The organism is Pseudovibrio sp. Alg231-02 (genome assembly GCF_900143565.1).
GTDB lineage: Bacteria > Pseudomonadota > Alphaproteobacteria > Rhizobiales > Stappiaceae > Pseudovibrio.
On record NZ_FREX01000006.1, the window covers coordinates 160,553 to 179,463 of the forward strand.

The window sequence follows — 18,911 nt, forward strand, 5'->3', positions numbered from 1 at the left end:
CCATCACAGAAGCCTAACCACAAAATCAGATTAGCGCTGGGCCAGTTCCGCCACAGCAGCAATCATGCGGTCCAGATCTTCCGGGCGAGACAGGCGGTGATCGCCGTCTTTCACCAGTGTCAGCACCACATCGTCATGGGCCATGCCTTCAACAATGCGCAGCGCATGCTGCCACGGAACTGCATCATCCTTCTGACCTTGCAAAATGATGGTCTTGCAATTGGTGATGATCGGCGCGCCAAGCAAAAGGTTTGTCCTGCCGTCCTCGATCAGATCACGGGTGATGATGTATGGGCTGTCTTCATACTCGGATGGGCGCTCAAAGCGGCCTTTCTCCATGATCTCCTGCTTGATTTCATCGGTAAACTCATGCTTCCACATCAGCTCCTCAGTGAAATCCGGGGCAGGGGCAATCAGCACCATGCCGGAGAGGGTGCCCTCAATGGTCTCGGAGGCTTCGTGCAGCGCCTTTGCCAGTAGCAGTGCCATCCAGCCGCCCATGGAAGAGCCAACAACAATGGTCGGTCCTTTACAGAACTGCCTGAACACAGCAACGGCTTCTTCCAACCAAAGAGAGATGGTGCCGTCAACAAACTCACCGCCGGATTCGCCATGACCGGAATAATCCATGCGCGTGCAGGTCAGGCCTTGCTTCTCAGTCCACTCACAAAGCACTTCGGCTTTGGTGCCAAGCATGTCGGATTTGAAACCGGAAAGCCACAGAACACCCGGCGCACCGCGTTCATCATGTCGCACTGCGATCTTCCGTGCACTGTCTCCTTTGCCAACGCTGATGAATTGCGGTAAGTCAGCACTCATTCATAACCTCCAAACACTTATCGGCTTATACTGGCCGGCAATTGTTCGGAAACCTGATTACAGTGCCTCCACAGTTGCCCGCCGGACATTTTGGCGAGCATAGTTGGATCACTCTCAAAAAACATAGAGAAATGTCCAAAGTGCCGACCATTTTGCAAATTGTCCCCGACCTTCAAACCGGCGGAGCCGAGCGCACCACAGTGGATGTCGCAGAGGCGATCGTCAACGAAGGCTGGAATAGCCTTGTGATTTCGCAGGGCGGACGCATGGTCCCCGAGTTGGAAGCAACAGGGGCAGTGCACTTTGAACTGCCAGTGAAGTCCAAGAACCCTTGGACCATGTGGCGTAATTCCTATTTGATTGAGCGTATCTGCCAGCAGAACAGAGTTGATCTGGTGCATGCCCGATCCCGTGCCCCCGCATGGTCGGCCTTGTGGGCGGCTCACCGTCTTAACATTCCTTATGTCACCACCTATCACGGCATCTATAAGGAAACGAACAAGTTCAAGGCGTTCTACAACTCTTCCATGACCCGTGCGGACAAGGTGATCGCGAACTCCAGATTCACAGCGGATCTGGTGGAAAAACGCGACCCGCGCACAAAAGGCAAAACCTCGGTTATCTATCGCGGCCCGGATGTGGAATCCTTCAACCCCGACAATATCAGCGATGAGCGTATCACAGACCTGCGCGCGCGCTGGGGTGTCTCTGACAACCGCCGCGTGGTGATAAACCTTGCCCGCCTGACTGAATGGAAAGGCCAGCGCGTGCTGATTGAAGCAACGCGCCAGTTGATCGAACGTGGCGGCTATGATGACGTGCTTGTGGTTTTGGCGGGCGATGATCAGGGGCGCGAATCCTATCGCCAGTCTTTGGAACTTCAGATTGCAGAATCTGATTTGACTGAACGTGTGCGCATCGTTGGGCACTGCTCAGATGTTCCGGCAGCCCTCGCAATAGCAGATGTTTCTGTTGTTGCTTCCATTGAAGCCGAGGCTTTTGGTCGTGCAGCTGTAGAAGCGCAAGCAGCGGGTGTGCCGATCATCGTCTCCAACATTGGTGCTGTACCGGAAACGGTTCTTGTACCGCCTGTTGTAAAGGCTGAAGAGCGTACTGGTTGGCATTTTGAAAATGGTGATGCTGAAGAACTCTGCGAGTTGATGGCTCAGGCCTTGGATATGAGCGCTGGAGACCGTGCCAAACTCACCAAACGGGCTCATGACCATGTAGAACGGTCATTCACCAAGCAGGCTATGTGTGATGCCACACTAAACGTTTACCGCGAGCTGTTACCAACAGGAAGCTAACTGGTTGTAAATGTCGCGTCAGAACCTACAAAACTAGTGTTGACTTACGTGGCATTTTTCCTGATTCTAGCAATGCAGCGCAATTGATGCCCTTCCCACGCGTTTCTCGACTTGACGAAACAGTCGGAACCAGTCATTGAACTGTTACCAAATATTCGCAAGTTCGGCAGTCTAAAGAGGAGATACTCACATTCGCCGTCCGTTTCGCGCACCGCCACCCACTAAGGAAGGGCCGCGCACCAATAAAGAGATTCGCGTTCGCGAAGTGCAGCTGATCAACACCGAAGGTGACAACCTCGGCCCAACTCCAACCGAAGAAGCCCTCGCAATGGCGGTGGAACAAGGTTTGGACCTGGTCGAAATTGCTCCGAACAGTCAGCCACCTGTTTGTAAGATTCTGGACTATGGTCGCTATAAGTACCAAGCTCAGAAGAAAGCTGCAGAAGCACGCAAAAAACAGAAGATCGTTGAGATCAAAGAAATCAAAATGCGTCCGAACATCGACACTCATGATTATGAAGTGAAGATGCGGAACATGAAGCGCTTCTTTGAAGATGGTGATAAAGTGAAGGTGACACTTCGCTTCCGTGGCCGTGAAATGGCTCACCAGGATCTCGGCATGAAGTTGCTCCTGAAGGTTAAAGCAGAGACTGCGGACATCGCTAAAGTCGAGTCCCATCCAAAGCTTGAAGGCCGCCAGATGATGATGGTGCTCTCACCTATCGCTCGTTAATACGGGCAGGTTGAAGCGCTCCGGCTTTGTTTCCGTGTAGCTACTCAACCGCAGCCCCAGAGAATTTTGAGATTACCCGGCACATTGTGTCGGGTATTTTCGTTTGTACCTGAGAGTGGAGGCTGATTATGAATGACGAGATGAAATTACATCACGAGCGAATGCTAGCGCTTGTTGCCTTCACTGCTTCCTCCTTTCAAACCTCGCATCCTTCTCCATTCGGTGGGGCGATTTATACCGCTGACGGAAGGTTGTTGGCTCAGGCCTACGACAGTGTGATCCGGGAGTGTGACCCGACCTGTCATGGAGAGGTCAATGCCATTCGGCAGGCCAGCAAAGTATTAGGCTCTCGCTGGCTTGACGGTTGCACCATGTACAGCACCTGTGAGCCTTGTGCCATGTGTACCGCTGCAACTATATGGGCTGGCATTGATCAAGTTGTTTTCGGCGCTTTCACCAATGAGGATGCGACCCACTTCTGGCCTCAGGAAATGGATTTGAGAACGAAGGATCTGACAGGTCATATGGTGCAACGACCCCAGATCACAGTGATTGAAGGGGTTGAGCGTGAAGCCTGTAAGCTGCTCTTCACGCAGTGTGCAAGCGCGATGCAAAGGCTTGGGATAGAAATCTAAAGCACTTCATGGTCGGCAGCATTCTTTGTAAAAAATTATTTGCCGCATAGTCTATTTCATTCGATCAAAAGGCGCCTTAGCCTGGTTTCGACATGTTTTGAAATTGGGCGATGATAATGCGACAGGTTATTTTCTTAATTAGCTTTAGTTTTGCGCTTGCCTATGGAGTGTATTTTTGCTGGCAAGACCCGTCATTACTGAAAACCATTGTGAAAACAACAACTCTCGGAGTTGTCGCTCTTTGGGCTTTTGTAACGCAAGCTCCGCTCCTGCTTGCATTGGCCCTGACGACATCATCAGTGGGAGATGCAGCGCTGGCTGTGCCGGGTGAAGTTCGGTTCCTTGTTGGGCTTTGCAGTTTTGCGATCGCACATATTTTTTATATCCTCTTATTCTCTCGAAAAATCAGGCATTTCGATTCCAGGATATTCGTATTGTCAGGAGCTGCTCTCTCAGTTCTGGTGCTGTCGACTGGCTGGTGGTTGCTTCCCTTTACCGATGATCTCATGATTCCAGTTGCGATCTATATTATTTTGATAGCAACTATGGGAGGGATGGCAGCACAGGTTGGTGGCTGGGTTTTGATAGGCGCTCTCGCCTTCATGATGTCTGACACTCTGTTAGCTATCCAGCTCTTCCGTCTAGACGACATCAGCCCTCTTCAGCTGCCAGTTTCAGTAGCACTTTGGACATTATATTATTGTGGTCAGATGTTGATATTCTTGGCTATCAGCAGAGACCGGGTTCCAGTCAGCAAGTTCTCTTGAAATCTTCTTGCATTCCCATGCTGGCAGTTTTATAAGGCCTCGTTCAAAGTCGCCCGGCTGTAGTTTGCCTCCTATGAATTTATAGGAATCAGGCAGGAATTACAGGGCATGCCGTGGCGGCTTCTGATGCATCCATTGCAAATTTTTGATCAGTTTACTGATCATCACAAGAAAGGACGCAAAATGCCCAAGTTGAAGACGAAGTCTGGAGCTAAAAAGCGCTTCAAGCTGACCGCGACTGGCAAAGTTAAGTGTGGCCAGGCTGGCAAACGCCACGGCATGATTAAACGCACGACTAAGTTCATCCGTAACGCACGTGGTACAACCACTCTGTGCGATGCAGATGCACGTATCGTGAAAAAATATCTGCCTTACGGCTAAGCCTTAAAACCTGACACTAGGAGACTACCATGTCACGTGTAAAAAGAGGCGTCACCGCCCACGCTCGTCACAAAAAAGTTATTAAGGCAGCCAAAGGTTACTATGGCCGTCGTAAGAACACCATCCGCGTTGCTAAGCAGGCAGTCGAGAAAGCGGCACAGTACGCTTACCGCGACCGTAAAGCTCGCAAGCGGAACTTCCGTGCACTCTGGATCCAGCGTATCAACGCAGCGACCCGTGAACACGGCATGACCTACGGCCGCTTCATCGATGGCTTGAACAAAGCTGGCATCGAAGTTGACCGTAAGGTTCTTTCTGACCTCGCGATCAATCAGCCAGACGCATTCAAAGCACTGGTTGAAAAGGCGCAGGCTGCTGTAGCTTAATTGCTATAGTAGAAAGCAGAAGCTTTTTTGAAAAAGGCAGGTTCCGAAAGGAGCCTGCTTTTTTTGTGTCTATCTATTGGTGTTCTGAGAGAGTTCGAAGGGAAAATATATTTCCCTCCCGAAGAGATGAGTGCTGGCTGCTGGAAGAACAAAGTATGCAGGAAGCACTTGTTGCAAAGTCTACAAAACACCAATACGGGCTGCCTCTCTCGACCGCCACGTCTTAAGTTTTGCAGATCTAGAAGCAACTATGTTTGTAATGAGAACACTGCTTTCCTTGCCAAAGCCAGCCTGCTATCGAGGCGCAAGGAATGAGATTTTGAGTATGTATTCATTGAGGAAATCATGTCGGCACAAAAGCGAAAAGCACTTTCCGATAAAATTATGGAAGAGTACCCTTATCTAGAAGGGGTCTTGCACGACTCGCACACCGACTTAACTTCTGGATCGTGGGATCTAGTCTCGTACAGCTTTCAAAGCGGGTTTGAAAAGTTGTGGGACGTCGTGAAAGCTGAGCAATCCAATTTCTTGATACTGCCATTGCTCAGCGTATGGCGGCAGAGCATTGAACTCACGGCCAAGTCTTCAATTCTCCAGATAGAAGGTAAGTTCAAAAGCAAACCCGGCCACAATCTCCTGGTTTTGTTTAAAGAGCTAAAGAAAGCGGCCACTGACAAAGGCCTATACATGGACGATGAAATCACCAAGAAGGTGTCCGTGTTGTTTGAAGATGCTCAGTCTGCTGATCCTTTGGCTGATCGATTTCGATATCCAACTGACAATAAGGGCAATAGGTATGTTGGCATCAAGCTCGATCTAGATGAGCTGTTCCAAGCCCATTGGATGATGATCACTTGGTGCGAAGGGTTGGTTGTAGAGCTACAGAAAGAATTAGGAATTGATCACCTATAGGATTACTTGTTGTAAGGTTAACAGGTCAGTTTTAGGCTAAGGTTTCTGATGCTGGAGTGACTGTTCCGGGAAGCAGTGATTTACAGGTGGCACAATAGCTTCATCATGCAGCATAGATACAAAGAAGCCCTCCGGAACTTCTCCCGAAGGGCCCAAGTCTTCACTTCAATGACTTACCCAATCACACCATTATCATCACGCTTGATGACGATGACGGAAGAGCGTGGCAGCTTGCCGCCGTCTGGCCAGTTACCGCCCGGATGCTGAATGCCCACAAACATGCTGCGGCGATCAGCAGACCAGGTCAGGCCAGTGACTTCACTGCCAGTTGGTCCGGTCATGAAACGCTGGATCTCTCCTGTTACAGGATCACCAACCAGCATCTGATTGTTGCCCATTCCGGCAAAATCGCCTTCATTGCTGTCGTTGCCATCTGTCTGGATCCAGACCATGCCCGTCTCATCAAATGCCATACCATCTGGTGAGTTGAACATATTGCCAGCATTGACGTTTGCAGACCCGGCCTTCGGACCTTCGTGAACGGCCGGATTGCCAGCCATCACATAAAGATCCCAGTCAAACGTATCAGCGGCATGATCCTCATTGTGCGGACGCCAGCGCACGATTTGGCCGTATTTGTTGGTCTCGCGTGGGTTCGGGCCGTTGATGGAAGTGTCGTCACCACCGGCGTTTGGCTTCACGCCGCGGTTCTTGTTGTTGGTCAGACAACAATAAGCTTCTACTGCATTAGGATTGGCAGAAATCCATTCCGGGCGATCCATAGTGGTCGCACCAACAGCAGAGCCGGCAATACGGCTGAAGATCAGGATGCTCGCCGCATCCATACCAGTGGTCTCTGGAGTTAGTGCCAACCACTCACCTGTCTGGTCATCGTTGAACTTGGCAACATAGAGCGTACCCTCATCGAGCAAGCCATCAGTTGGCTGCCCTGGAGCGTAAACGCCGTTGGAGACAAAGCGGTACATGAACTCGCCGCGCTCATCATCCCCCATGTAAACGACCACACGGCCATCTGGTGCCAGAACCGCTTCTGCATTCTCATGCTTGAAACGGCCCAGAGCAGTGTGTTTCACCGGTGTTGAGGTTGGGTCTGTTGGGTTGATCTCTACAATCCAGCCAGCACGATGCGGCTCGTTTGGATTCTTCGCGATGTCAAAGCGCTCATCAAACTTGTGGTAGTCATAGTTGAAACCCGTCTCGTTGATGCCATAGCGCTTATAGCCAGCATCAACACCGTCCAGACGGGCCGCAGGAGCAGCCTCAGTCGCGCCAAAGTACCCATTGAAGTTCTCTTCGCAAGTCAGATACGTGCCCCACGGTGTTTTGCCGGAACCACAGTTGTTGAAGGTACCAAGCGATTGCGTACCGGAAGGGTCAGCTGCTGTCTGCAGCAAAGGGTGACCAGCAGCAGGGCCTGCCAGCGTCATCGGGGTGTTGTGTGTGATGCGGCGGTTGAACGGGCTGTTCTTTACGATAGCCCAGCCATTGTCCCCGTCTTCCACTTCAATGACGACCACGCCTTGCAGATGTTGCAGCTTCAGAACATCCTCGGCGCTCTTAGGAGCACCATCTTCGTTCTGGGGCAGGTTTATCTTGCGGTTAGCGTATTCATGGTTGATCGCCAGCAGCTGCTTGCCCTGAAACACGAAGCTTTCCATGCCGTCGGTGTTCTCACCAAACACCTTGTCAGCACCAGCAGCAGAACCACCTGTCTCATGGTTGAAGGCTTCAGCGCCATCCACCAGTGCATCACCCCAGCGCGCCAGTATTTCCCAGTTGTAACCCTCAGGCACATGTACAGTCGCATCAGTGTAAGTTGGGATGGGCTTGAACGCGAAACGTGAAGTAGAAGCTTTGGCTTCAGACATGGAGAGGCTGAGGACACCAGTGCCCATCACAGCTGCGCCGGAACCAAATGCCAACACGCCACCCAGAAACCCGCGGCGTGAAATCGCACGCTCGACAACGCGGTCAAATTCATTTTCTTCAGCACGTGGGAAGTTCTGTTCATCCCATTCATCTGCTGTGAGTTCATTCATAAATTCATTCGTCATTGGAAAAATCCCGTAGAAGAAGGTGAGCGCACACTAGAGCGCTAGCATGACATCTTCGCGAAGCAATAGGACGATGAAAATTCTGCAGATGTAATATGAATATCGTATTCAAGTTAAAGTGCGTCGCATGTTGGAGTAAGGATCTGTGATGGATCTTAGAGTTAAGTTGTTGAAGATGATAACTATTGTTGGTTTTTATTATTTAAATTTGCTGATTACTTGAATTTATAGGAATAATTCTGTCAGGGTGCTGTAGCTGATCAGAAAACTAAGTATTGACGTCTAACGATATGGTACTGCAAGTAAAATTCAGGAATGCTTCAAACCAAGCAGGTAAGCTTTCAACTGTTTCCAAGAGCCTTGTGAAAACCGCGTAAAACTTTGCTTCACAGCGGTTCAATCACCTTTTGCAAACAGATGGCGTGGGTGTCATTGTACCCCTGTCCTTCATAGAAGCTGACAGCCTGCGCGTTATCACCACGCACGAGCAGCTGGACCTTCCAAATACCTCGAGCCCGCAACCACTCTTCTGCTGCTGCCGTGATTGCCTTGCCCAGCCCTTTTCCCTGATGGTCTGGATGTGTGCTTACATAATAAAACCAGCCACGATGCCCGTCTTCACCGCACATAATGCTGGCAACAATAGCGCCATCCAACTCACCGATTAAGATCGTAGAGTGTTCGCCTTCCAGTGCTTTTTCGATATCCCGCATCGGATCATTCCATTCACGGAAGACCCCGGCAGCTTTCCAAAGAGCAATAACTGCGTCCTGATCTGATAAGCACATTTCACGACAAATCATATGTACCGCGCATAGTAGTTCGAAAATAGAAAAATAATCACAGGATGTTTTGTAATTATCCTTTTTAATACAGTAGCTTGGAATTGAGAAGAGGAATAATAACAAGGTTAATAATCTATAAGTAAAAATATGAAAATCTTTGCGCGATTGAGAGGTTTTCGATATGGCTTTTTTTAAGCGTAATACACAAATGCTTGCTGAAGCCGCTGCAAATGACCAAGGAGAAGTAATCGGTCAATCTGCAGTGGTGGAATTTACAGAACCTAAGAATTCCATTGATAGTGCACGCTTGTTTGGCGAATTGGATGCGCTCGCGTTGGACATGGCATCAGCTGCGGGAGAGCTGGACGCCGTGAATAACACTGCAGGCGCTTTGAAAATGGCCATGGAAAGCCTCCAGGACGCGTCTGGGCGCGTTGTCGAAAGTAACCGGGAAGTGAGTGCAGCGGTTGAACAAACTGCTGAGCAGACGTCTAACGCCCGCGATACTATGTCTAAGTCTCAGGAGGTGGTGACCGACGCGCTTGCCAACATCAACAGCCTGTCGACAGCCATCAGCAGCATCAACCGGCAGCTGGAAGGTCTTCAGGCTTCATTTGCCAATGTTCGCCAGTTCTCCAGCTCCATTGATGCCATTGCCCGGCAAACCAATTTGCTGGCGCTCAACGCAACCATTGAAGCAGCCCGTGCCGGTGAAGCAGGGAAGGGGTTTGCTGTCGTAGCCAGTGAAGTAAAGGCTCTTGCAACGCAAACGACTGTTGCGACGGAGCAGATCGACCAGACCATTCTCCAACTCGGCAAAGAAGCGGACACCTTGGTCGATTTAGGCAAGGGCGCGCTTAGCACAGTCGGAACTGCTGAGAACAGTACGCAATCCATCAATGACCTCTTCCATGAACTGGAAGCGATGGTAGACAACATTTCCGCGAATACGGACTCCATACGAACGGCTTGTGCAAACAACGATGCAGATACCGAAGAGCTTCTGCGCAACCGTGATGAAGTGATAGGTGTTGTCTCAACAAATGCGGAAAGCATCGAACAGGTCTCGGGCCAGATGCTGGGAACCTCTCAGACCGCCGACGCGCTTCTCGCCGAAGTGGCTGTTGAACATGGCGATAACCTCAATCAGCAGATGATCGAGGTTGCAAAAGAGACCGCTGGCAAGACCATGGAAGCGTTTGAAGCTGAAGTGGACGCAGGCCGAATCTCAGTGAATGATCTCTTCGATTTCAACTACATGCCAATTGAAGGCTCCAATCCAGCTCAGTTCATGGCGCTTTTCACTCAAATGACCGACCGGGTGCTTCCAGCTATTCAGGAGCCAGTCAAAGATCTCGATGACCATATCGTCTTCTGCGCAGCGCTAGATAAGAACGCTTATTTGCCAACACACAGCAAAGATTATTCCAAACCGCAAGGCAATGACCCGGTTTGGAATGCAGCAAACTGCCGTAACCGCAGAATGTTCGATGATCATGCGGGCCTGAACGCAAGCAAGAACACCAAGGAATACAGCCTGCAAACGTATCGCCGAGATATGGGGGGCGGCAAAGTAATGATGATCAAACTGGTCTCAGCCCCAATCTGGGTCAAAGGCCGCCACTGGGGCAACACCCTCATCGCATTCAATACTTGATGAAAATGCAAACATACTCCATAGCCGCCTATTTTGCGGCTATGGCCCCACAGTATTTTGAGCTGCATTCGTTACTGCGACAACACTTCTTGCGTTTCAAGAACATGGCTGAGTTGCGTGCTCATCACATGATCAGGGTCAGATGTTTTTTGAAGGACGACGCATTTATTTTGACACTGGTCGACCCGCAAGGCGAACCCTTTTTCGATCATTGCCTTAATACACTCAGTGACAGCGTCAAATCCGTTAAGTTTGGGATGAAATTCAATAACTAACATGCGGATATTTGCCATATTCAAGGCTGGCAACAGACCAATCTCAGCTCCTTCAATATCCATCATCAAAAAACTGGGATTAAACTCCCTGATCAATCGATTGACATCGACTGTCTTCTGAAGAATTTCCCGACTTTCTTTTCGTTCAAGGACGGATGAACCAGTGATGCGCTCTCCAACATAAAACGCAGATTGAGCAGTATCTTCCAAGGCAGCGATCCCGCTTACAATCGAGGGGGAGATATCGTTTAAGTAATGGTTGTTCTCAATAACTGGAATGAGGTTTGGGTTGGCTTCGATGCACATCACGTTGTCGGAACCGCAAATCAACGAAGCTGTTGCTGACAGAAAACCGATACAGGCACCGAGCTCCAGCACACGATCTTCAGGTTTTAGCAGCTGTGTTAGAAGATTGTGTTCTTCACTTTCATAGGTGCCACGTACAATTTGCTCTTTAACGAACAGGTCAATTTCAGGTTGGGAAACATCCAGTTTGATGCCACGTAGCGTTTTATAGCGCCTACGCATTTTCAAGTTGTGTTCGAGGCCTTTAAGAAAATGCATTACGACACTCCATTAACGAGTAATTGGAACAAGCTAAGCAACTACGGTTTCCTGAAGAGGTGCGTCTTGCGCAAGGGAAAGTTGTTTTAGATATTTACGTAATGAAAGAGAACAGTAAGCCTGTTGAGAGGCGTACACATCACTTACGTTTGTGAACTTCATCGACCCTTCGTACATAGGTGATTGGTGAAGGATCTTCTCCATTCCTGTTTAGTAAGCTTGGTATTCTACACCGTTAGCGTAGTAGGCCTGCCGGGTTATTTCTTCTTCAACACGGAACTTAAAATCTTGAAAAAACTTAAAATGCAGCATTGCACCCCAATCTTCAGCAAGGTTGGTTCTTATATCAACCTCGTGAATGCCCCATAAATCAGAATAAGTTGGATTCCATCTGATGAGCGGGACTTTGGTGAGTTGTGGGCATTGCTTTTTCAAAAATCGCTTAAGTCGTCTTTCCAGATAATTTCGAAAAGGGAGCTTCTGGTGAATCTTTGCAGGTGCAAGATACAGATTCCGTAGTTGACCAAGTGGAGCAATCTCTCTCCTTTTGGGAGGGATCCCGAAAAGGCGGCCTCTGATACCCCCACGAATTTCAAAACTTGGGCTTTTGCCTTCCGATGAAACAGGAACGGTCCAGGTTGATGTCGTATCGAAATATGGGCATGTTTGAAGAAATGGATCGCCTTGCCTGTAATCAACATCAACTAGCGGTTTGTCAGAGTACATGTCGATGAGCGGAGCAATGACACCTTCCGCGCCAACACTATCCCAATAAACAGTCAGATCAGTCAACTTGGTCTCTGGCCAGCCAGGATAAATGAACTGCTCGTCGGTATCAGCCAGAATGGTCCACCTGTTTGCACAGTATTTATTGAGAATGCTGAGCAGCCAGTTTCGTTTGAACCGTTTATAAAGCTTACTTGTGTGAAATCTGGTCACATCTGGCTGTGCTTCCAGAAAAGCCGCTGTATCATCAGTGGATGCGTTGTCGACGACGAAAATGTGGCTTGCCCCGATGCTCCGATAATGCTCGAGAAAGAACGGTAATCTCAACATTTCATTACGCGCGCGGGTAATGATGATCCCATCTTTTGGCAAATTGATTTCTGGAAACTCGTCAAAATCAAAAATGTCACGAACGCTTGTCAACGCACAAATCCCATTCTTAGAGCCCCAAAAACAAAAAGGCCCCACACTCATCCCTCATAGTGAGGTGAGAGTGTAGGGCCGTGGTGAAACAGCGTCTTCCCTTGAATTGGGAGGGGCTTACAGCTCGCCGCGGATCACGTAACGAAGCAGATCAACCACCTGGTCAGGGTCTTCAGCAACAGCAAGGGCTGCTGCATCCACTTCCTTCAATGGGTGTGTCAGAGCAGGTTCATGCAACACGATGATGCTCTTGCCCAGTGCTGAGGCGAACCCTGCATCGAAGGCTGCATTCCATTGCCGGTACTTGTCGCCAAAGCGAACCACAACGATATCGGCCTCAGAGAGCAGCGTGCGAGTGCGTATTGCATTCACCTTTGCCCCCTTGTGATCTCGCCAGAAGTTGCTTTCTTCTGGGCCTAGAATTTCGACACCGCAATCATCACTGGCTTCGTGATCGGTCACGGCGCTGTCAAAATGAACAGGTAGGCCTGCATCAGCCGCACCATGTTCAATACGCTCTCTCCAATCGGTGTGGATCTCACCTGAAAGATAAACACGCCACGTTTTCATCGGCTCGCCTTCCCCTAAGAATCTGCATTTGCCTGCAAATTTTAAGAGGGGTTGTAGCTCGGTTCAAGGTCAAGCAGCTTATTGGTGACTTCTTTTCGGACACGATCGCGTTGGCGCTCGCGAGAGAATAGCCTGTTTTGTGCAAGGAGCAGATCCGCACGAGCCAGATACGAGTCGGTCCGAGCGGCATCAGCAGCTTTTCGGCAGGCCTTGCCTTCCTTGCCAGACTTACAATCTTCGCCGCGTGCTTCTTCTTCAAGCCGGTCTATACGGCGTTGAATTTCCCAGACTGCTTCCTGAGCTTCACTGGCAGTCTCATTGGCTGAATAAAGCTGGTTGCCCAGGGAGTAGCCAACTTTGAAGCTCTCTTCTGTGGCGATTGGGCATACACCACGATAGCTCTTACCCTCACGGCCCTGCTCAAAGCCAGAAATTGGCGTACAGTAGCTTTGCAGGCCAATGGTGCGCCCAGCCATATAGGCACTCACATCTGGTGTGACGCCGTATTTGCCGCAAGCTTTTGTATGTTCATTCAGCTTGTCAGAGGTGTAACCAGCGCGCCCATCAACAACACCAATGCCCTGCCAGTCGCCGACCTTGCAATCTTCCTCAGAAAGGGAGGCGCAACCACTCAGCGCCAGCCCAAGTCCAACAACAGTAAATAGTACCCGCATCCCCAACATGCCTTCCCTAAAGCCCAATCGCGTTTGTGGTGTCCTGCACATCTGATTGGACAAAAATTGAATCTATGAAACCCAGATACGAGACTTAACCTGAACGCTTGCTGAATACAAATGTTCGCTATATGTTCTCTTTAAGGAATCGCATAGCCCTCGATTCGAGAGGCCATCTTATTTCAGTAGGTATTGGAAAGTCAGATGACGAAGACCATTGAATTTAAAGGACGCTGCCTGTGTGGCGCGGTCACTTTTGAAGGTGAAGCGCCAAATGAACCGGTCAGCAGCTGCCATTGCAAGCAATGCCGTCAGTGGGGCAGCGGCCCGTTTGAGGCATTCAGCTTGCCGCTGGCAGATCTGAAGTTCACCTCAGGCGAAGATGCCGTCAAATACTATGAATCCTCTGAGTTTGCCCGCCGCGGCTTCTGTTCAAAATGCGGGTCAAACCTGTTTTGGCATGCAGACCGCCATCCTCAATGGAAAGACCGAATTGCGATTGCCGTGGGTACGTTGGAGCAGCCAACAGGCCTCACAGCAGGCAATCATATCTTCTGTGCCACAAAGGGTGACTACTACGAGATTGAAGATGGTCGCCCTCAATATGCCTACGAAGATTGATGAGGAAATTGATCTTATCCCAAACCGTGGCCCTCGGCTAAGGTTACCCAACAAGCCCTAAGGGAGAGAGATATGTCTGACTTGCGGATTTATAAAGCGAAATGTCTTTGTGGCGAAGTCTCATTCAAGGCTGAAGCGCCCCAAAAAGATATTGGTTTATGCCATTGCACAATGTGCCGTCGTTGGAACAGCGGGCCGTTCCATGCAATCGCGATTCCGTTTGATGCTTTGAAGGTCGAGAGCGGAGAAGAGAACATCTCATATTACCGCTCCTCTGATTACGCGAAGCGCGCATTTTGCAACAACTGCGGCAGCAGCCTGTTTTATCACGGAGACAAAATCCCCGAAATTGCTCATGAAGTTTACTTCAGCGCTGGGCTTCTGGAAGAACCGACAGGCTCAAAACTGGCAGGTCACATCTTCTGCGCCAGCAAAGGCGATTACTACGAGATAGAAGGAGACCTGCCTCAACACGAAACAGTATAAAAATCCGCTCTGCGGTCAAAACCGGTGCAAGGTGAGCGGTTGGATCAAGGCGTGTTCTTCACACGCTCTAGCTCCAGCCGTTCTCCCACATATAATCCAACGCTTCCCGATAGTTCGGGAATTTGAATTTATACCCCAAAGCGCCTTTCAGCTTGGCATTGCTCGCGCGTTTCACTTCGCCGTAAAACGAAATCGCCATAGGTGAAAGATCAGCATCTTCAAAGGCGATTGCTGGCGGTGGCTCCACACCCATCAGACGAGCAGCATATTCCACCACATCTTCTGGCGGACACGGTGCATCATCACACACGTTGAAAATACCGGAGGCGTTGTCTTCAAACGCATGCTGGACAGCACCAGCAATATCACTCACGTGAATACGGTTAAACACCTGACCTTCTTTGATAATCCGGCGAGCTTTACCCTTGTCTAGATTGCAAAGCGCATTCTGGCCACGGCCATAAATGCCGGCAAGGCGCAAAATGCTGACTGGGATGCTGGTTTCTTCTGAGAATGCGAGCCACTCGTGCTCTGCTTCCAGACGCTGCTTGGAGCGTTTGGAGGTTGGATTGCACTCCGCTGTTTCTGTCACCCAACGACCTCCGTGGTCGCCATATACCCCGATGGTCGAGAGATAGCAGATCGCCGTTGGCTTTGCTTTCGCAACTGCGTCACGCGCAGCATTCAGCAGAGGATCACCATCGTCCGTTGGCGCGGCAGAAACCAGAATATGAGTTGCAGTGGCAATAGCCTCCAACAGCTCATCGCTTGCTGTTTGTCCGTCAAAGAGGATCGGCTGAACCCCTTTGGACCGCAGTTCCTCCATTTTCTCAGGAGAGCGGGTTGTTCCGCCAATCCAGGAAAACTCGGTCCCGTACATTTTCACAAAGTGGCGAGCTGAATATCCAGCTCCCAAAATCAACAAGCGCATTCCAAGCCCCCCGGCTTACGTTTACAGCTTCAGATAGTTCCTGCGCACTTCATAAAGCATCACAGCCGTTGCAACAGCCAGGTTCATTGAATCAGCCTGCCCCGCCTGCGGAATTTTCACCAGATCAGAACAGGTATCAGCAAGTTTATCACTCAGGCCAGCCTGCTCATTGCCCATCAACAAAATGACAGGTTCTTTATAATCTACAGCACGATAGTCCTTTGTGCCCCGCAAATGAGTGCCAACCACAGGTCCGGACCAGCTCTTGCGGAATTCAACGAACTCATCAGCAGTACAGCGCACAAGTGGCATATGGAACAGAGAGCCCATTGTCGCACGTACAGTCTCAACAGCAAATGGATCAGTTGTTTCGTCAATCAGAATAACGCCATCCGCACCAACCGCATCGCCGGTGCGGATGATGGTTCCCAGATTACCGGGATCGCGGACACGATCGAGCGCGATCCATGTAGTGGCATTTTGCGGGTCAATGTCACTCAGCTTCATAGTTTGCTGTTCGTAAACACCAACCACCATCTGCGGATTGTCACGGCGGGTGATCGCACCAAGCACAGCCGTGTTCACCTCAAGAATGAGGGCGCCACGGGCTTTTGCTTTCGCAGCCGCTTCTAGTGCAATCTTGTTCTCACGAGCTTCAGGACCAAGCGCCAGATAACGCACACCCCAGCCAGCTTCCAACGCATCGGTTGCCAGCTTCAGGCCTTCAGCAACGAACAATCCGGACTGTTTACGATTCTTGCGCTGAGCAACAAGGCCTTTAATTTCCTTCACAATCGGATTGGAATGTGAGGTGATCTGCTTTACTGCACCGGCACGGTGATTATCTCTGGTTTCCATCGGGTTATGCTCCCTCAGCCTTATTGTTTTCAGGTGCGCTCCACCGGCTGAATAGGGAGGTTGAGAGCAATCGTGGTCCATCAAGTTCGCGAATAGCCAATTCGCCGGATTCAATCGTGCCCGGCAAACCATCAAGGCATTCACGCATCAACTCATGAGAAGACAGGAAGCTGGCGCGGATGGCGTAGCTGGACATCAGCAGGAACTGCGCATTGGGCGAGAGTAGCTTTCGCACGCACGCCAACATGTGCGGTACGCTCTCAAAGAAGTCCCAGACCTCTCCATTCGGCCCGCGGCCATATTTCGGCGGGTCGAGGATAATGCCGTCATAGGTGTTTCCGCGGCGCACTTCCCGCTCCACAAACTTCATGGCGTCATCACAGATCCAGCGAATTGGCTTGTCTTCAAGGCCGGATAACTCCTGGTTCTCACGTGCCCAGACAATGGCCTTTTTAGAAGCATCAACATGAGTGACTTGCGCGCCAAGAGCAGCAGGCAGCAGCGAAGCCATTCCTGTGTATCCAAACAGGTTGAGAACTTTGAGCGGACGATCTGCTTTTTTGATCTGCTCGCCAACCCAGTCCCAGTGTGCAGCCTGTTCAGGAAACACGCCCACATGGCGAAAAGACATGAACTGGCCATTGAAGGTGGCAGGGCCGTATTTCATCTGCCAGATCTCATCAACCTGATTGGCAAACTTCCAGCGACCAGGGCCTTCTTCTTCAACGTCGCCGGTAAAGATAGCGTCTGCGCTTTTCCATTCGCTTTCTGGCAGGCGAGGGGCCCCCATAGCCTGCGCTTCAGGGCGGATCAGTTTATAGCGACCATAGCGCTCAAGCTTTTGTCCGTGTCCCATATCCAGCAGGGCATAATCGTCCCAGCCGTTCATTTCCACCATCACAGGCAAAACGCTGGCAGGGGTGGTGAAGCGGGCAGATGTTGGCTTATGTTCGCGTACGATGGGCTCAACAACCGTGGTGGCTGGAGCGCTGCGCGTTTGGTCTCGCCGGTTCGGGCGCGTTGCTGCTGCGCTATCTTTCTTGCCACCACGAGTGTCGCGGGGATTGCGCGCCTCTCTCTGGTCCCGATTATCTCGGGTATCGCGTTTGGCAGAAAAACCACGCTTCGGACCGTTGTCCTTCCGTGCTCCGCCTTTTTTGGATTGCGCATTGCGGGTTCGTGGAGCGCCGCCTTTGGGTGATTTGCTCAAGGATGTTGCCTTTGATTTTCTGCGCACAAACGCGAGACAAAGCCTCACGCTGAATTCGTTTATTTAATGAAAAGGCATTAAGGCGATGCGGGCCTCGGGTCAACGCTTTAGCGCAAAACAAGCTCTTTACCGTTAAGTGAGTATCCACAGCGTGGGAACACCAGCATAATGCAGGACGTATAAAACGTCGTTGTGTTCTGAAAAGAAGTTTTGAGCATCCATGACAATTTTAACACGAGAGGTACTTGTCTTTTCCCTCGATTTAAGTCCAATCTACATGACGTGGAATGCAAAAGTGACCTTAAGGCGTGGAGCCTACCTAAAGGAAGCACTGAAAAGAACGAGGGGGCCAATCCATGGAAATGTCTGGAGAGCAGCAAATACCTGCGAGTCAGGAAAAGGTTTGGGAAGCTCTCAACGATCCTGAATTGCTGAAAAAGTGTATTCCCGGTTGCGATAGCCTGGAAAAAACCTCCGACACTGAGATGTCTGCCACGGTCACAGCGAAAGTAGGACCGGTCAAAGCCAAGTTCATAGGAGAAGTAACCCTCTCCGATCTGAACCCGCCTAACTCCTACAAAATTTCCGGCGAAGGCAAAGGTGGTGTTGCTGGTTTTGCGAAGGGCTCGGCAGATGTAACCCTGTCAGAGAGTGGGGATGGCACTCTTCTGAGTTATGAGGTTAATGCAAAGGTCGGTGGTAAACTTGCTCAATTGGGAAACCGGTTGATCGATTCAACTGCCAAGAAGATGGCTGAGGAGTTCTTCTCGAATCTGAACAGAGAGCTCGGTGGAACTCCGGTAGCAGGCAAGGACGAGCCGCTAGAAGCCGTTGAGTTGGATCAGGGTCTGATCGAGGAAGCCAAGTCTATCGCAAACGAGCACGCCATCGAAGGATCAGTCGAAGCCATGGCTGATGCTGAACATGCGTTGGAAGATGCAGTCAAAGACGTTGAGGAGAAGGTAGAAGTTGCAGCGGGCAAGGGATTCCTAGGTGGTCCGCTGGGTTGGGGCCTTATGGCTCTGGTTGTTTTGATTGCTCTTTATTGGTTACTTTGAAACTAGGAATTTGGCGGTCGGATTTTGCAAGGCGCGTAGAGGGCGCTTTGTAAGCTAA

Annotated in this window: 21 protein-coding genes; 11 read left to right on the forward strand and 10 right to left on the reverse strand. The window is 50.4% G+C overall.

All coding sequences use genetic code 11. From position 1 onward, the window contains the following. Positions 1-30: 30 nt before the first annotated feature. Positions 31-819 carry an alpha/beta hydrolase gene (locus DHN43_RS16795; protein ID WP_108819385.1) on the reverse strand — a complete coding sequence of 263 codons (789 nt, stop codon included), beginning with the start codon at positions 817-819 and terminating at the stop codon, positions 31-33. Between the two features lie 131 nt (positions 820-950). Here DHN43_RS16795 and DHN43_RS16800 point away from each other — a divergent pair, with 131 nt between their 5' ends. From DHN43_RS16800 to DHN43_RS16830, 7 genes are all read left to right on the forward strand, one after another. Then, the gene (locus tag DHN43_RS16800; RefSeq protein ID WP_057464213.1) at positions 951-2,126 is read left to right on the forward strand and encodes a glycosyltransferase family 4 protein; all 1,176 of its coding nucleotides are present in this window, start codon (positions 951-953) and stop codon (positions 2,124-2,126) included. A 190-nt stretch (positions 2,127-2,316) separates the two neighbouring features. Continuing rightward, positions 2,317-2,859: a translation initiation factor IF-3 gene (infC, locus tag DHN43_RS16805; RefSeq protein WP_082596985.1), complete on the forward strand. Its 543-nt coding sequence runs from the start codon at positions 2,317-2,319 to the stop codon at positions 2,857-2,859. Between the two features lie 128 nt (positions 2,860-2,987). Then, positions 2,988-3,494, forward strand: a complete 507-nt coding sequence (locus DHN43_RS16810; protein WP_063317503.1) for a nucleoside deaminase — start codon at positions 2,988-2,990, stop codon at positions 3,492-3,494. 116 nt (positions 3,495-3,610) lie between these two features. Then, complete coding sequence (locus tag DHN43_RS16815; protein WP_159096909.1) at positions 3,611-4,261, forward strand: lysoplasmalogenase; 651 nt, start codon at positions 3,611-3,613, stop codon at positions 4,259-4,261. 183 nt (positions 4,262-4,444) lie between these two features. Then, on the forward strand, positions 4,445-4,642 hold the full coding sequence (gene rpmI / locus DHN43_RS16820) for a 50S ribosomal protein L35 (RefSeq protein WP_057464257.1): 198 nt from the start codon (positions 4,445-4,447) through the stop codon (positions 4,640-4,642). Between the two features lie 29 nt (positions 4,643-4,671). After that, positions 4,672-5,028: a 50S ribosomal protein L20 gene (gene rplT / locus DHN43_RS16825; RefSeq protein WP_008553032.1), complete on the forward strand. Its 357-nt coding sequence runs from the start codon at positions 4,672-4,674 to the stop codon at positions 5,026-5,028. A 345-nt stretch (positions 5,029-5,373) separates the two neighbouring features. After that, a complete protein-coding gene (locus DHN43_RS16830) occupies positions 5,374-5,940 on the forward strand; it encodes a hypothetical protein (RefSeq protein ID WP_108819387.1) in 567 nt (188 codons plus the stop codon). 173 nt (positions 5,941-6,113) lie between these two features. Here DHN43_RS16830 and DHN43_RS16835 read toward each other — a convergent pair whose 3' ends face one another. Beyond that, on the reverse strand, positions 6,114-8,015 hold the full coding sequence (locus tag DHN43_RS16835) for a PhoX family protein (RefSeq protein WP_108819388.1): 1,902 nt from the start codon (positions 8,013-8,015) through the stop codon (positions 6,114-6,116). A 386-nt stretch (positions 8,016-8,401) separates the two neighbouring features. Beyond that, positions 8,402-8,818, reverse strand: a complete 417-nt coding sequence (locus tag DHN43_RS16840; RefSeq protein WP_082831232.1) for a GNAT family acetyltransferase — start codon at positions 8,816-8,818, stop codon at positions 8,402-8,404. Between the two features lie 163 nt (positions 8,819-8,981). Between DHN43_RS16840 and DHN43_RS16845 the strand changes: the two genes are divergently transcribed. Then, positions 8,982-10,457, forward strand: coding sequence for a methyl-accepting chemotaxis protein (locus tag DHN43_RS16845; RefSeq protein ID WP_108819389.1), 1,476 nt, complete (start codon positions 8,982-8,984; stop codon positions 10,455-10,457). Between the two features lie 71 nt (positions 10,458-10,528). Here the strand turns inward: DHN43_RS16845 and DHN43_RS16850 are convergent, their stop codons facing one another. The 4 genes from DHN43_RS16850 to DHN43_RS16865 form a co-directional block, all read right to left on the reverse strand. Next, positions 10,529-11,296, reverse strand: coding sequence for an FkbM family methyltransferase (locus DHN43_RS16850; RefSeq protein ID WP_108819390.1), 768 nt, complete (start codon positions 11,294-11,296; stop codon positions 10,529-10,531). 210 nt (positions 11,297-11,506) lie between these two features. Continuing rightward, positions 11,507-12,445, reverse strand: coding sequence for a glycosyltransferase family 2 protein (locus tag DHN43_RS16855; protein WP_208995461.1), 939 nt, complete (start codon positions 12,443-12,445; stop codon positions 11,507-11,509). Positions 12,446-12,562: 117 nt separating this feature from the next. Beyond that, positions 12,563-13,015, reverse strand: a complete 453-nt coding sequence (locus tag DHN43_RS16860; RefSeq protein ID WP_108819391.1) for a YtoQ family protein — start codon at positions 13,013-13,015, stop codon at positions 12,563-12,565. A gap of 41 nt (positions 13,016-13,056) precedes the next feature. Then, entirely contained in the window at positions 13,057-13,689 is a 633-nt protein-coding gene (locus tag DHN43_RS16865; RefSeq protein WP_063306311.1) for a DUF2799 domain-containing protein, read from the reverse strand. Positions 13,690-13,893: 204 nt separating this feature from the next. Here DHN43_RS16865 and DHN43_RS16870 point away from each other — a divergent pair, with 204 nt between their 5' ends. Both DHN43_RS16870 and DHN43_RS16875 read left to right on the forward strand, forming a co-directional pair. After that, positions 13,894-14,310 carry a GFA family protein gene (locus DHN43_RS16870; protein WP_063286742.1) on the forward strand — a complete coding sequence of 139 codons (417 nt, stop codon included), beginning with the start codon at positions 13,894-13,896 and terminating at the stop codon, positions 14,308-14,310. Positions 14,311-14,382: 72 nt separating this feature from the next. Then, a complete protein-coding gene (locus tag DHN43_RS16875) occupies positions 14,383-14,796 on the forward strand; it encodes a GFA family protein (protein WP_063291330.1) in 414 nt (137 codons plus the stop codon). A 67-nt stretch (positions 14,797-14,863) separates the two neighbouring features. Here DHN43_RS16875 and DHN43_RS16880 read toward each other — a convergent pair whose 3' ends face one another. Genes DHN43_RS16880 through DHN43_RS16890 form a run of 3 tightly spaced genes read right to left on the reverse strand, consistent with a single transcriptional unit; the run spans position 14,864 to position 17,795 of the window. Then, the gene (locus DHN43_RS16880) at positions 14,864-15,727 is read right to left on the reverse strand and encodes an SDR family oxidoreductase (RefSeq protein WP_063286744.1); all 864 of its coding nucleotides are present in this window, start codon (positions 15,725-15,727) and stop codon (positions 14,864-14,866) included. Positions 15,728-15,748: 21 nt separating this feature from the next. Next, positions 15,749-16,585 (reverse strand): TrmH family RNA methyltransferase, encoded by an 837-nt coding sequence (locus tag DHN43_RS16885; protein ID WP_108819392.1) that lies wholly within the window; start codon positions 16,583-16,585, stop codon positions 15,749-15,751. Between the two features lie 4 nt (positions 16,586-16,589). Then, positions 16,590-17,795, reverse strand: coding sequence for a class I SAM-dependent methyltransferase (locus DHN43_RS16890; RefSeq protein WP_373456197.1), 1,206 nt, complete (start codon positions 17,793-17,795; stop codon positions 16,590-16,592). Between the two features lie 356 nt (positions 17,796-18,151). Between DHN43_RS16890 and DHN43_RS16895 the strand changes: the two genes are divergently transcribed. Further along, positions 18,152-18,853, forward strand: a complete 702-nt coding sequence (locus DHN43_RS16895) for an SRPBCC family protein (protein WP_108819394.1) — start codon at positions 18,152-18,154, stop codon at positions 18,851-18,853. Positions 18,854-18,911 lie beyond the last annotated feature (58 nt).